The sequence below is a fragment of the Neolewinella litorea genome (assembly GCF_004803465.1).
GTDB classification, from domain to species: Bacteria; Bacteroidota; Bacteroidia; order Chitinophagales; family Saprospiraceae; genus Neolewinella; species Neolewinella litorea.
Genome location: NZ_SRSF01000001.1, coordinates 28,122 through 42,687, shown reverse-complemented (window position 1 = coordinate 42,687; position 14,566 = coordinate 28,122). Strand labels below are relative to the sequence as shown.

The following is a 14,566-nucleotide window of genomic DNA, read 5'->3' as shown; positions in this document are numbered from 1 at the left end:
GCAAACGAGCCGGTAGGCGCGTCATAGGGGTATAGGAATCATCGAAGGCCTTGATGCTTATGGGATGAATCCTGGTATTTCGTCACCCATACCCCAAGCCATGACCAAGCTGCTCTCACTACTTCTGCTGTTCCTTTGCCTTTGCGCCCCCCTGATCGGCCAGCGTACCATCACCGGTACGGTCATGGACGAGGAAGGAGCACCCCTGCCCGGCGCATACGTCACCGTAAAGGGTTCGACCCTGGGCACGACCACCGACGTCGAGGGCACCTATTCCATTTCCGTTCCGGAGGCCGCCCGCACCCTGGTTTTTTCCTTTCTCGGATTCGGCACGGTAGAAATGCCGGTGGGTGAAAGCGACCGCATCGACGCAATCCTCTCCGCAGGTACCGTCCTTGACGAGATCGTGCTGATCGGCTCCCGCTCTTCGGGCCGGACGAAACTGACCACGCCCGTTCCGGTCGATATCGTCAACGTCACCGAAATTGCTACGGCTTCGGCCCAGACCAACGTCAATCAGTTGCTGAACTACGTGGCACCGAGTTTCAGCTCCAATACCCAGACGATCTCCGACGGTACCGACCACATCGACCCGGCCTCCCTGCGGGGCCTGGGGCCCGACCAGGTGCTGGTGCTGATCAACGGCAAACGCCGGCACAACACCTCTCTGGTCAACGTCAACGGCACCTTTGGCCGCGGCAACGTCGGCACCGACCTGAACGCCATTCCGGTTGCCGCCATCGAGCGCATCGAAATCCTGCGCGACGGAGCATCCGCCCAGTACGGCTCGGATGCGATTGCGGGGGTCATCAACATCATTCTGAAGGAAAAAACGGGCCTGAGCCTGAATGCCGAGACCGGTGCTTACGTGAGCTCGGAAATTCCGGATTACCAGGGCAGTACCGACGGTGAGTTCAACCAGATCAGCGCCAACTACGGCATACAACTCAACGAATCCGGTGGCGTACTGAACGTAACCGGCGTGTTCGACGATCGCGACTACACGAACCGAATGAAGGAATTTACGGGTAACATCTTTAGCGGCTACAACAATCCCGCTTCGGGCGCCGCCCCCGGTGAGGACATCACCGAGTCCGAGCTGGTCCGCCGCGGCCTGGAGCGCAGCGATTTCAACATGCGCGTCGGGCAGTCGGCCCTGCGCAACGGCGGCGTGATGTACAATCTGCTGCTGCCGGTAGCGCCCGCCACCGAGGTGTACGCATTTGGCGGACTCAACTACCGGCGCGGCAACGCCACCGGTTTTTACCGCCTCCCCAACCAGAACCGGACCGTAACGGACATCTACCCCAACGGCTTTCTCCCCGCCATCAACTCCAATATCAACGACGCCAGTATGGCCGTGGGCCTGCGCAGCGTCTACAATAAGTGGGAGGTCGATTTCAGCAACGTCTACGGCCGCAACAGTTTCGGATACCTCATCACGAATACTCTCAACGCCAGCCTGGGCACCGCCAGCCCGACCTCCTTCGACGCCGGTGGATTCAGTTTCGCGCAGAATACCGCTAACCTCGATATCCGTCGCTACTTCGATGACGCCCTCTCGGGCCTGAACATCGCCTTCGGCGCGGAGTACCGCCTCGAGAACTACCAAATCACGGCCGGCGAGCAAGCCAGCTACTACGACTACGGTGCCGCCACGGCCTACCCCACCACGGGCGGCGATACGGTCCTCATCCGCGACGGCGTGGGACCCATCAGCACCGTATTCGACCCCCTTGGCCGCAGCCGGCCCGGTGGTGCTCAAGTCTTTCCGGGTTTCCGGCCCGACAATGAAGTGGACGCCTTCCGCAACAGCGTGGGTGCCTACGCTGACGTGGAAGCCGATCTGAGCGACAACTTCCTACTCGGCGCGGCCGTACGCTTCGAGAATTACTCCGATTTCGGCTCCACCGTCAACGGCAAGCTGACCACCCGCCTGAAACTGAGCGAAAACTGGACCTTTCGCGGTGGGGCCAGCACCGGATTCCGGGCCCCCAGCCTCCACCAGTTGAACTTCAACTCCACCTCCACCCTCTTCGTGGACGGCGTCCCCTTCGAGGTCGGCGTATTCAGCAACGACAGCCGCCCGGCCCAACTCCTGGGTATCCCCCAGCTCAAGCAGGAACGCAGCGTTAACTACAGCGCCGGATTCACCGGCCGCATCCCCGACGCCAACCTGAGCGTAACCATCGATGGTTACCTGATCGACATCAATGACCGCGTAGTCCTTACCGGCCAGTTCCAGGGCGGAACGGAAACCGAGCAACTGCGCGAGATCAGCCGTTTGCTGCAACAGGCCAACGCCAACCGCGCGGCCTTCTTCGCCAACGCCATCGACAGCCGTACCCGTGGCATCGACGTGGTGGTCACCCACAACGCTAACCTGGGCACCGGCCGCCTCACAAGCAGCCTGGCGGCCACCTTCGCGCAGACCACCCTGCAGGAGGTCAACACCAGTTCCGTACTCGAGGGCTTCGAAGACACCTATTTCGACCGTACCAGCCAGGTTTTCCTGGAGAGCGCCGTACCACGTACCAAGGCTAACCTGACGTTCGACTACAACGTGGGCGACTTCGGGATCTTCCTGCGGAACGTCTTCTTCGGTCCCGTCAACGAAGCTACCAACAGCCTCGACAACGACCAGACCTTCAGCGGCAAAGTGATCACGGACCTGAGCGCCAGCTACCAGTTCAGTGAGCGACTGCGCCTGGTCATCGGCTCCAACAACCTGCTCGACGTCTATCCCGACCTCAACATTCCGGCGAACCAGTCGGAAGGTCGCTTCCTCTACAGCCGGCGCAGCCAGCAATTCGGATCCAACGGTCGATACCTGTTCGCGCGCCTGCGGTTCACGCTTTGATGGCTGTAGAATAGGGCGGAAAGGTATCTTGGCCGGGAACGACAACCACACCCGGCATGCTGCTCCGATCCCTGCTTTGCACCTGCGCCTGCGCCCCCCTGATGCTGCTCGCCCAACTCCGGCTTGGAATAGCCGAAGGGGGCACGCACCTCGTGAACGAAAGCCGTAACACTCCTTTCTTTTACCTCGGCGATACCGGTTGGGAACTGCTGCACCGCACGCGGGAGGCCGAAGCGAAAATGTACCTGGAAGACCGGGCCGGCAAGGGCTTCAATGTCGTGCAGACCGTAGTGTTGGCCGAGCTCGAAGGACTTACCACCCCTAACGCGTACGGTGACTTGCCCCTGCGTGACCTCGATCCGACGGACTGGAACGAGGCATACTTTGCCTACGTGGACCGCGTAGCTGCCATAGCCGACAGTCTGGGCATCTTTCTCGGCTTGCTGCCTACCTGGGGCGATAAATTCAACCTGCAGTGGGGCGTGGGACCTGAGATTTTTACGCCGGAAAACGCCGAAACCTACGGACGGAAACTGGGCGAACGGTACGCGGAGCACAACGTAATCTGGATCCTGGGAGGCGACCGTAACCCCGCCGATGAGGAGGACCGCGCCATCATCAGGGCCATGGCCCGGGGATTGCGGCAGGCCGTGGGCGACCGGCAGCTGATCACCTACCACCCCCAGGGCGGATCGCGGTCGAGTGATTTCTTCGCCGGAGAAGACTGGATCGACTTTCACCTGTATCAGACGGGCCACGGGCGCCTCGACGACAAGGCGAATTACGATTTCCCCCGTCAGATAGCCGGTACCGATTCCGGAAAACCCATCGTCAACGGCGAGCCCGCCTACGAGGATCATCCCATCAACTGGCGCCCCGATAACGGCTGGTTTGACGATTTCGACAGCCGGCAGGCCGCCTGGTGGAGCGTGCTGTCGGGAACCGCCGGCCACACCTTCGGCAACCACAACATCTGGCAACTCTGGCAACCCGGCCGTACACCGATCAGCCACGCGCGCACCCCCTGGAAGACGGCCCTGCATTACCCGGGTGCGGCCCAGATCGGGCACCTGGGTCGCCTTATGCAGTCACTGCCGTACTACCGCCTTGGACGGGAAGACAACTGGCTCGCAGGGGCGCCCAACAGCAGCGGCCGGGAAGTTATCGTGGCGCGCACCTCAGAAAACGGATATGTGCTCGCCTACACGCCCTACGGCGATACCTTGCGGGCGCCTGCGGAAAACACATCACCGACCGCCACCTTTTCCTGGTTTGATCCACGGACCGGGAATCGGATCCCCTTCAATCCCACCGAGAAGGACGGCATGCTGGTTTTTGATCCGCCCTACGCCCCCGTCCGGGGCAACGACTGGTTGCTTATCGTAAGAGAATGAGCTTTAACGTACGGTACATACAGCTACCTCCGGCTGGTCGCCGTCCGTAAGGGTGTGCGCCACCATGATCCGACCGTCGTGCAAGGCCAGGCGCGGGAAGCCCGCGCTGCGAGCCGTGGTGGTAGTGGTCACAGTTTGCACCTGCCATTCGTTGTCGGGCGAAATGGTCCAGAGATTGATCGCGGCGCGGTCCGCATCGCCGGTCGAGGATACGCCCAGCACGTAGGCCGTGCCGTCGGGTCCTAACTTGATATCGACCCGGCCCAGGGGGTCCTGATCGTCCAGCACCACTGGCTCTGCAAAAGATTCGCTGCTGGAGTCGAAGCGCGCGAACTGAATGCGCGGCACCCCTTCAGCGGCTGAATACCAGGCTACTGCAATGGCCCCTTCGGCATTGGCGGCCAGGGCGGGACCGTTCACCGGGCAGCCCGTTACTTGCCAGCCGTCGGAGTGGACGAGTTTCGGTTCCGACCACTGTCCTGCGGCGTTTCGCGTGATAAAACCTATGTCCCTCACTTCCTCCTCCGACCGGTCGCGATAGGCTACCAGGGTCCGCTGGTCGGTCGCGACAGTAGCCGTGTTGCAGCAATCGCACACGCGATCATCGAGTTCCGTACGTCCGGAAACGGTGCCGTTCGGACTGAGGGTAGCGGTGCGCAACGTCATGGGGCCCCCACCACCGTGGTGGGCGTGCTCCCCGCCGTGGTCCGCGGCGCCGGTTGCCTTTGTATTCCGTCCGTCCAGCCAGGTGACCTGCAGGTTACCGTCTGGCAGGTGAGCGCTCGACACAAACCCGTGTTCGGCGGGGATACCGTCGGTGTGCAGCACCTGACTGGCGGTGGCCGCCGGCCCCTTTTCCGTACCGAAGCGCACGTCGTAGTCGTAAGTGCCCTCTCCCGAATAGGCCAGGTAATGGTAGAACAGCCGGTCGCCGAAGGGTTTTACGGAGGGGTAATCGGCCCAATTCACGAACCACTGGTCGCCGGCCGTGATCTCCTCATCGGGCCCCCAATTTCCTTCCTCATACTCCCGGGCAAACAGCCGGTCGCCGCTCGTTTCGTCGGACACCACGTAGGAAAGCATTAGTCGTCCCTGCCCCGCCCCGAACCGGGGCAGTCGGGAGCCCTCCGGCAGCGTCGTACAGTTTTCCGGTTGGGCTACTGTCTGGGAGGCGGGCTCACCGGGTTCCGTGGGTCCGCAGCCGACCAGTCCCAACAGTAACAGTACCACAGGCAGCAGGGCCGCCACCCGGCCCGGACGGGATTCGTAAATGTGCATAATTTCGGATTCGTGGTAGTCTAGAGTCCCAGGATCGACCGGTTTCCGGCCTCGTCTGTACCCGCGTCGGCGAAGTCGTCAAAGGCCCGCTCGGTAACCTGGATAATGTGTTCGGCGATGAAGGGTGCCCCCTCGGCGGCACCTTGTTCGCTGCTCTTGATGGCGCATTCCCATTCCAGCACCGCCCAGCTGTCGTAGCCGTACTTGCTGAGTTTGGAGAAGATGCCCTTAAAGTCGACCTGTCCGTCGCCGAGACTACGGAAGCGGCCGGCGCGGTCGGCCCACCCCTGGTAGCCGCCGTAAACGCCCTGCTTGCCAGTGGGATTAAACTCGGCGTCCTTGACATGAAAAGCGCAGATCCGCTCGTGGTAGTGATCGATAAACTGCAGGTAATCCAGTTGCTGCAGCACGAAGTGGCTGGGGTCGTAGTTGATTTGGGCGCGCGGATGGCCGTCCAGGGCTTCTACGAACATCTCAAAACTGATGCCGTCGTGCAGGTCCTCTCCGGGGTGGAGTTCATAGCCCACGTCCACGCCCACCTCATCGAAAGCATCGAGTATGGGCTTCCAGCGGTCGGCCAGTTCCTTGAAGGCCATGTCTACCAGTCCGGCCGGTCGCTGCGGCCACGGGTATACAAAGGGCCAGAGCAAGGCGCCCGAAAAGGTCGGGTGGGACTTAAGTCCCATATTAGCGCTGGCCTTGGCATTGAGGAGCAGCTGCCGGGTCCCCCACTCCATTTTGGCTTTGCGGTTATTATTAGCCTCCTTGGGAGCGAAGGCGTTGTACATCGTATCGTAGGCGGGATGCACGGCTACCATTTGTCCCTGCAGGTGACTGGCCAGTTCGGTAATTTCGAGTCCGTGCTCAGCCACGCGGCCCTTGATCTCGTCGCAGTAGGTCTTGCTTTCCGCGGCTTTCTCCAGGTCGATCAGCCGGCTTTCCCAGGTCGGGATCTGGACGCCCTTGTAGCCCAGGCTCGCCATGTAGCGGCAGATGTCGTCGAGGTTGTTGAAGGGGGGGTCGTCTCCCATAAACTGGGCGAGAAAAATAGCGGGGCCTTTAATGGTGGTCATATTATGTTAATTTTTAATCGACAGTTAGCTGCGGGCGGCGGCGCGCGGGTTCCGTTTTCGTGGCGGAAGCCGCCAGGCGCGTGGTCCACCGGTAGCGGCTAACTTACTAAGATTTGGGGGGATGAGGTAGGCGAAATCCTTTCCCTACCAATGCCGCCGCGCCCGCTGGCTGCTTATCATTGCCTAAGCCCTGCGACACTCCCTATTTTTTTCTATCCGTTACCTTTAGCCTCGAGCTTCATCACCGGCCAATTTTCCAGCACCCAGCACTATGACCGTTACCGACCTTACCGCCTCCGAATACCCCTCCTTCTACGCCGGCTATGTCGGACTCGTTCCGCCGACCATCAGCCTGCGATCCGCCTTCGACGACAGCGCCGCCGGGCTCACGGAATATCTGAACGAGATTGCCGAAGACCGCGAGAACTACGCCTACGCCCCCGGTAAGTGGACCATCAAGGAATGCCTGCAGCACCTCATCGATACCGAACGCGTCTTCTCCTACCGGGCGCTGCGCCTGGGGCGTCACGACGCGACCCCGCTACCCGGCTTTGAGCAGGACGACTACGCCGCGCAGGCCGACGTATCCGGCCGGGATTTTAAGCGCATGATCGCTGAATTCGAACTGGTGCGCAAGTCGACCATGGCCCTGTTCAGTGGCTTGGGGGCAGACGACCTTTCCTTCCGTGGTACGGTGAATGGCGGTCCTATGAGCTGCCGCGCAATCGGGTTTATCACCTGCGGCCATACCTACCACCACCTGAACCTGTACCGCGACCGCTACTGACGCGGCCTGTTTTCGGTCGGTTCCTCCGCCATATTCATACCGTAGCGCAAAATCATCGCGTTACTATCTTGCGGCGCCCCGCCCCCTCTGATACCTTCCACCCACACCTTCCTATGGCCCCGATCCGTCCCCTGTTGCTGATTCTGGCACTCGCCTGTTCTTTCCCCGCCCTGGCGGACAACCTCGACGGCAGGCTGCGCCTGCTTTTTCCCGGCGACGCCCCGACCGAGGTGTCGGAGCGACGGGTAGTTGAGAAAGGACTGGAGAACATCTTTCGCCAGCTCCGGTACAGCGACAAGGCCGACCGCAAGTCCACCAAAAAGCAGATCGCCCTCATTCGTGAGCGCCTCCACCGACAGGTACTGCGGCAGTACGACCCCGGTGCCGATCTGGCCGATGCCTTCCGCGACGGCACTTACAACGACGCCACCGCCGTTTTGCTCCTGGCCCTCACCCTCGAGCAATTCCAAATTCCCTACGAAGGTTACGTAGATCACTGGGAAAGCTATCTGCTGGCCGACCCCGCCGGTCAACGCGTCGAACTCCGCCACCCGGCCGCCCGCCCGCACGATCCGCAAAACGCCCTGCGTTACCGACGGGAATACCTGTCCCTGGTACGGCAGACCGTGGAGGAAGACCTCACCGGCCTTGATGACGCCCAGGCCGATAGCATCTTCTTCCGCTACTACTACCGCCCCGACCGCCGACTCACTTTCCTGCAGCTGTCCGCCTACCAGCAGTTCCGACTGGCCCAACACGCCTATGCCAACGGACAGTTCCCGCAGGTCAAGGCGCGACTGGATGAAGCCTCCATCCGTGAAAATCGGCGCGCATTCCAAGTCCTGGCCGACGCCAGTCACTTGCAGCAATCCTCGCTGAAGCAACCGGACGCGGAAGGGTACATCACCGGACTTTTCGAACTGTGGCGGGAAGACGCTACCAATGGTTACCTGGCCGCCACCCTGCTGCGGCACTTCGACGAGCGCCAGCAAGCGCTGCTCGAGGCGGCAGAGGTGGAAGCCGCCCGGCGTTTACTGGACCGCTACGCCGAGAGACGCCCCGCCGGCCGCGACGACTGGAAAGCCGAGCTGGAACTCCTCCAGCAACTGCGCCTGCTGAACCACTACCAGGCCAGCGGCGAGATCGATGCGGCCCTCCACCTGGCACAGAACCTTTACCAATCGCAACCGGATAATTCCAACTTCCAGCATTACCTGGCGGAACTTACGCTCGTACAGCTCCGACGCGAATACACCGACCCGGATGAACTCGTGGAGCGCGCCGCCGCAGTTGCGGAACAGTACCCCTTCATGGCCGAAAACGACCGGTACGCCGATATTCTTCTGCGCCAGCGCGCACTCCGCATCCGCGATCTCTTCGCCGCCGGCGAGGAGGGGCGCGGACTGGAAGAACTCAAGGCATTCCGGGAACAACTGGCCGCCACACCCCAGGGCAACGACCGGGCCCTCTGGACCCTTACGGCTTTCGTGGCCGCGAGCAATTACTATTTCGGCGAGCGCAATTACGCCCCCGCCCGGGCCTACATCGAGGAGGCCCTACAATTCGATCCGGAGAACGACTTTTTGCTACACCAGCAGGACCTACTGAGTCGGTATTAGCCCGGTTATTTACCGCTGATGAGTTCCTCAATGGTTTCGTCGAAGCTTTCCTTAAACGCTGCGTATTTCGAGGTCGCCGGTCCGTTGAAGCCGGTGTGGATCCGCACCACGCGGTTGTCCCGGTCGACGAACAACAGCGTCGGATAACTGATTACCTTGTTCAGCATCGGCAGGGCGCGGCTGGCCTCCCGCTTATCGTTGCTGGCGGCGAGCAGCACCGGCCAGCCTACCCCCATATTTTCCTGGTAGCGCCTTACCGCCGCGCGGCTGCGTTCGTCGGTCGCACCGTAACGCTCGAAGGCCAGGGCCACCACCTGCAGATCACCGGTGTCATTGTTGGCCAGGTATTCCTGCAGGAAGTTGGTCTCATCGCGGCAGTTCGGGCACCAGGTGCCGAACAGCTGTACAATCTTGGGCCCCTGCAGGTCTTCCAGGCGCAGGGTATCTCCGTTCACGTCCGGGAAGGCGAAGGCCAGGGGCACGTCTTCCCGCAGCCGGGTAAGTTCGTCCGGACTGGTCAGCTCAGCATCGTCGTCCCGCACCGCCGTCCAGTCCGTGATGTAGTGCCGTCCACTGCGGAAGGTGCCGGTCAGGCTCCCGTCGTCACGGATCAGGGCCTCGAACAGGAAGGCGTGGCTGCCATCGAATACGCTCAGGTAAGCCTTATTGGCCTGCACGGTGCCTTCCAGATAGCGGTAATCACCCGTTTCGGTCCGGATGGTCCCAGTGAGTTTGTTTCCCTCCTGCCGGAACTCCGCTACGCCCGGATACGGGTCTTCAGTGGCGTCGCCGGCGAAGGTCACGGCCCACTGTCCGCTCAGATCGGCCGCCGGCGGTTTCTGCAGCGGGGTGAACCGGAAGTCTTTACCGAAGTAGGCCTTGAAGGGTATGCGGTAGTTGTCGCGGTAGTGCACCACCCACACGCCTTCGATCACGTTCTCTTCGTGGTAGGCACTGATGTGGGTATCGTAGACCGGGAAGTCGATCCGCAGGGTATCCCGGCCAACCGACTGGTCGCGGCCGGCCTGAATGTCCTTGGCCGGTACCACGATCTCCTCCTCCCCGTTGTGGATCACGAGGTGGAAGGTGGTATCCGTCTCGTACACCACGTCAAAGGTGAAAGGCAGCTGCCCCTCCGTCACTTCGTCGAACTCCAAGTTGACCTTTTCGGCGATGGGCTCACCCTTAGGGTTTGGGACGATGGGGTTGTATTCCAGTTCCAGCACCCCTCGGTAGGGGCCTGGCGGCAGGAACGTATAGCGGTCCTGCACAAAAACGCAGGAGGCGACCGCAACCGCAATCAGGAAGAGGGCGGCGAGCGCCGGTGCAATACGAAGTGGAAATCGAGACATATGCAGGTATTGGGGTGGAATGCCGGGGGTAAATCAGCACAAAAACAAAAGCCCACTCCTAATACGCTTTTCTCTTTCGGTAGTTGGTCATGTAAAGACAAGGACTTACTTTTGCGACCGCTTCCAGCGCATCCGGTCTCGTAGTACAACGGATAGTATACAGGTTTCCGAAGCCTGCGATGATGGTTCGATTCCATCCGAGACCACCTCCCTTACGGCAACAAAGTTCCGGCACCACGCCGCACTTTGTTGCCGTTTTTTTATCCCCTATCTCTCCTTCGGCAGTTCCCTGGCTAGATAATCCTCCATATCTGCGGCCAGCCCCTGCACGAATTCGTGCATCACCTTACTTCTGTGCAGGCGGTCCTCCCAACTATTATACCGATTGTCCGGGAAGCGGGTTACCGGGACGAGTTCCTCCATGGGCCATCGCTTTGAATGTATACCCACCGCCGGCCGCAGCCACTGGGCGGTTACCCGGCCAGCTTCGATGGCCAAATCCAGGACACATTCAACGGTGGCCGCGCCCCATCTTCCTTCCGGATAATAGGCCATGGACTGCCGCCCGCGGTCGGTCAAGCGGAAGGTTCCAACCAGCTTGACAATCCGCCGTCCGGTTTCCGGGTCGCTATACTGCAGGTTCTCCTCAGCGACGTATCCGGTCAAGGCAAACCACTGACTGACGGACTCCCATAAATTGGGTGCCGAAGCATCGACGGCTACGACGGTAGTGAAGCTATAGCGGCCTAGAGAATCAACGGGCAATTCCGGGTAACCACCGACCGCTAGTGCGGCATCCCGGAGCGATTCCGCCCGCCTGCGGTACCGGTCGAGACTGATCGTACCGGCCTCGTATTTCCGACGCAGGTAGCGGTCCTCGGCGGCGAGGGACTGGGCAGCCGCTGAAGAACAGGTTACGAGTCCAGGAAGAACAAAGAGGCAAATCATGGACAATTTTCATCCAACTTACCCGACCCGGGCTACAGGACGAACCGGCAGTGCCGAATCAAGCTTTGAATAAACTCCCATACCGCCGCTGAATTCCTTGACGGTGAACCGCGCCCGTCCAAAGTTGACCCTGGTTAGACTCCTCCGAATTGTCCCTCGTTGGGATCATCTTGTCGACCTAGCAATGCCATTATCCTTAAAGCACCCATGGACTTAGGTCGTTCAAAAATTGAACCTTAGATATTTCAAAATCTATGCTTTGAAGCAAAGCATTGAATCCTGAAATCCTGATCAGGCGACCGGGTGGACTATAACTACGTCCTCCCCTTTTTCCGCGGCCCGGCCCGGTTTACCTTTGCGGCGCCCGCCGACCGACAGGATTTCAGCAAGGTCGGCGGCGTTCACCTTTGTGCTTATGTCCCTTTACGGCCTACTGCCACCGCTTCTTTTCAGTCTAGTGTTTCTGGTACCGACCTGGTGGTTGTACCGGAACCAACGAAAGGGACTGGCCCTGATACCTGCGTTTACCGCCCTCCTGTTGTCGGTAAGCACGCTGTCTATCTACCGGCAGGAAACGGAGCACATACAGGCACGCTACGACCTGAGCCTGCTGCTGTCGGAACTCAACCGCGGTGATCTATACAGCACGGGCGACCTGCGGGAAGTAGAAGAGACTCTCTTTCTGTTTTCTACGGGCAGTCAGGCCCTGTACCGGGGACTGGACTACGCGCCGGAAAAGCGCGATAGCATCCTGAGCACCCTGAAGCGCCTGGCCGATTGGTCGGTGCGCTACCGCAACCTGCCGCAGTGGGGAACGGGATCCGACTGGGACCGGGAGGTATTTTTCCTGGCCCACGCCGGAGCCGTCTTGGGCCACTACCAGCTGGCATCCAACGACGAGACTTACGCGCCCTACTTCCAGCGCATCGGCCGCTACCTGGCCGGACGCCTGATCCGGGGGCACTACAAGCACCTGATCAGTCGGCCCGACGAAAGCCTGCTCCGGCCGGCCGACAACGCCGCTGCGATCTACGCCCTCTCGCTTTACGATGCTTACTACGGTGAGACCTACGCCGTGAAGGCCCGGCAGCAGTGGACGGACTACATCGACAAGGAACTGCACTTTGCCGAAAGCCGGTTGCCGTGCGCCGCCTTTACGGAAACGAACCGCTGCAGCATTGAGCCGAGCGCCGCCGCCACCGGACTGTACATCTGTTACCGGGCCGCGGCTGCGCCGGCCGAAGTGAAGGACGACATTCCCTACCGGGAATGGCTGCACTACTTCAAGCGGTTCAGCGGCAACCCTTTCAGTCTGTCCGTCCGCCCCAACATGCGCGACGGGGAGGTCGCCCGCCTGTGCAACGCCGGGCTCGCCCCGCTGGAGTGCGGCCAGTTTGAGGATGCGATCGGACTATGGGCTGCAGCGGAATACGGTGGCGGCTACACCTACTTTCGCCTGTTTGCGGGGGCCGTTTTCCACCGTTGGTTCGGCGAGCCGGCCGACTTGTCGGACATGCGCCCCGCACGCCGCGTGAGGATGCTGACGGAAGTCGCCCTGCGGACGGTGGGTGAGGGAATTTGAACCAATACCGACGGCAGTTATTAGGTTACTAAACAAACTGTATGCCCCAGGATTTTGACGTCATCATCATCGGTTCGGGTGCCGGTGGTGGAGCCGTAGCCTATACACTAGCCGATACCGGAAAAAAGATCCTGATCCTCGAGCAGGGCACCTTTCTGCCCCGCGAAACCCGCAACTGGGACCCCGCCTTCATATTCGGCAAGGACGGTTACAAGGCCGACGAGCACTGGGAAGGTCCCGACGGTGAGACCATCGATCCCATCGTATACTACAATGTGGGCGGCAACACCAAGATGTACGGTGCGCTGCTGCACCGGCAGCGTCCGCAAGACTTCCTCGAACAGCGCCACAAGGGCGGCATCAGTCCGGCCTGGCCCGTAGGCTACGACGAATACGAGCCCTACTACATGATGGCCGAGCACGTAATGAAAGTACACGGCAACCGCGGCGAGGACCTCACCGAAGGGTGGGCCAGCGGTCCCTTCCCCTTCAAAGCCTTCCCCCATGAGCGGCGGATCCAGGAGGTAGCCGACAAGCTCGCGGGCATGGGCCTGCACCCCCACCATTCCAACCTGGCGTTGAACCGAGACATCGACGAGCCCTGGCGGCGGCCCTGCATTGCCTGCGGTACCTGCGACCCCTTCCCCTGCATGCTCCACGCGAAATCCGACGCCGAGACTGCCCTGGTGCGCCCCGCGCTGCAACACGACAACGTCACCCTCTGGACGGGTAGCCGGGTAGAGAAATTGATCGAAGAAGGCGGGAAGATCACCCGCGTCGAACTGGTGCGCGACGGTCAACCCATGAGCCTCAGTGCCGACCTGGTAGTGGTTTCCTGCGGAGCGATCCAAACCGCGGCCCTGCTGCTGCGCTCCGGCGTGGCCAACTCTTCCGGACAGGTAGGCCGCAACTTCACCAAGCACAACCAGAGCGGTATATCCGCCATGGACTACGACAATCCCAACCCCACCGTTTTCCAGAAAACGATGAGCGTACACGACTTTTACGACGGAAGTCCGGAACACCCCTACCCCCTGGGGACCGTTCAGCTCACGGGCAAGGCGCACTGGACGCGCATCATGGGCGACTACGCGGATCAGGGGGTCACGGAGGAGCGGGCCCGGGAAATCCAGCGTTACGCGGTCGATTTCTGGTTCACCAGCGAAGACCTGCCCGACCCCCGCAATCGGGTGGAGTGGACCGACAAGGGGATCAAATTCAATTACCGTCCCAACAACCGCGAGAGCCATTACGAGCTGATGGACTACTTCCGGGACAACTACCTGCGCCCGCAGGGCTTTACCGACTTCATGCGGTCGACCAAGGGCCTGGCCTTCACCTGGCACCAGGCGGGTACTGCGCAATTCGGCACCGACCCGCGCACCAGCGTGCTGGACCTGAACTGCAAGGCGTGGGACGTAGACAACCTTTACGTAGTCGATGCCAGCTTCCAACCCAGTCAGGGCGCGACCAACCCTACCCTCACCATTATTGCAAATGCTATCCGGGTTAGCGAACACCTGCGCAAGGACTGGTTTAACGAAGGGGGCGTGTCGCTCGAAGACTATCCACTATCGGACGGTTATATGGCGGACATTGCCGAGGCCAATATCCTGGCGCCTACCTACGTGGCGGGCGACGACGACAGTTGGGGAGCGTAATTCTTTTCCCTC

The 14,566-nt window shown here is 60.9% G+C and carries 10 protein-coding genes and 1 tRNA gene; 7 read left to right on the top strand and 4 right to left on the bottom strand.

Annotated features, from left to right (window positions below):
• The first annotated feature begins 100 nt into the window (after window positions 1-100).
• Together E4021_RS00175 and E4021_RS00170 are read left to right on the top strand one after the other, a co-directional pair.
• A complete protein-coding gene (locus tag E4021_RS00175) occupies window positions 101-2,860 on the top strand; it encodes a TonB-dependent receptor (RefSeq protein WP_136455873.1) in 2,760 nt (919 codons plus the stop codon).
• A gap of 56 nt (window positions 2,861-2,916) precedes the next feature.
• The gene (locus tag E4021_RS00170; protein WP_136455872.1) at window positions 2,917-4,254 is read left to right on the top strand and encodes an apiosidase-like domain-containing protein; all 1,338 of its coding nucleotides are present in this window, start codon (window positions 2,917-2,919) and stop codon (window positions 4,252-4,254) included.
• Between the two features lie 3 nt (window positions 4,255-4,257).
• On the opposite strand, the gene E4021_RS00165 is transcribed toward E4021_RS00170, so the two are convergent.
• The gene (locus E4021_RS00165) at window positions 4,258-5,532 is read right to left on the bottom strand and encodes a hypothetical protein (protein ID WP_136455871.1); all 1,275 of its coding nucleotides are present in this window, start codon (window positions 5,530-5,532) and stop codon (window positions 4,258-4,260) included.
• 20 nt (window positions 5,533-5,552) lie between these two features.
• Window positions 5,553-6,605: a sugar phosphate isomerase/epimerase family protein gene (locus E4021_RS00160; RefSeq protein WP_136455870.1), complete on the bottom strand. Its 1,053-nt coding sequence runs from the start codon at window positions 6,603-6,605 to the stop codon at window positions 5,553-5,555.
• A 271-nt stretch (window positions 6,606-6,876) separates the two neighbouring features.
• Here E4021_RS00160 and E4021_RS00155 point away from each other — a divergent pair, with 271 nt between their 5' ends.
• Together E4021_RS00155 and E4021_RS00150 are read left to right on the top strand one after the other, a co-directional pair.
• Window positions 6,877-7,392: a DinB family protein gene (locus tag E4021_RS00155; RefSeq protein WP_136455869.1), complete on the top strand. Its 516-nt coding sequence runs from the start codon at window positions 6,877-6,879 to the stop codon at window positions 7,390-7,392.
• Window positions 7,393-7,505: 113 nt separating this feature from the next.
• Window positions 7,506-9,011 (top strand): tetratricopeptide repeat protein, encoded by a 1,506-nt coding sequence (locus tag E4021_RS00150; RefSeq protein WP_136455868.1) that lies wholly within the window; start codon window positions 7,506-7,508, stop codon window positions 9,009-9,011.
• A gap of 5 nt (window positions 9,012-9,016) precedes the next feature.
• Here the strand turns inward: E4021_RS00150 and E4021_RS00145 are convergent, their stop codons facing one another.
• Window positions 9,017-10,363 carry a TlpA disulfide reductase family protein gene (locus tag E4021_RS00145; RefSeq protein WP_136455867.1) on the bottom strand — a complete coding sequence of 449 codons (1,347 nt, stop codon included), beginning with the start codon at window positions 10,361-10,363 and terminating at the stop codon, window positions 9,017-9,019.
• 134 nt (window positions 10,364-10,497) lie between these two features.
• Here E4021_RS00145 and E4021_RS00140 point away from each other — a divergent pair.
• Window positions 10,498-10,569: transfer RNA gene (locus E4021_RS00140), tRNA-Arg, on the top strand.
• 61 nt (window positions 10,570-10,630) lie between these two features.
• Here E4021_RS00140 and E4021_RS00135 read toward each other — a convergent pair.
• A complete protein-coding gene (locus tag E4021_RS00135) occupies window positions 10,631-11,311 on the bottom strand; it encodes a hypothetical protein (protein WP_136455866.1) in 681 nt (226 codons plus the stop codon).
• A 415-nt stretch (window positions 11,312-11,726) separates the two neighbouring features.
• On the opposite strand from E4021_RS00135, the gene E4021_RS00130 reads away from it, so the two are divergent.
• Both E4021_RS00130 and E4021_RS00125 read left to right on the top strand, forming a co-directional pair.
• Window positions 11,727-12,893, top strand: coding sequence for a hypothetical protein (locus tag E4021_RS00130; RefSeq protein WP_136455865.1), 1,167 nt, complete (start codon window positions 11,727-11,729; stop codon window positions 12,891-12,893).
• A gap of 41 nt (window positions 12,894-12,934) precedes the next feature.
• Window positions 12,935-14,554, top strand: coding sequence for a GMC oxidoreductase (locus tag E4021_RS00125; RefSeq protein WP_136455864.1), 1,620 nt, complete (start codon window positions 12,935-12,937; stop codon window positions 14,552-14,554).
• The last annotated feature ends 12 nt before the right edge of the window (window positions 14,555-14,566 follow it).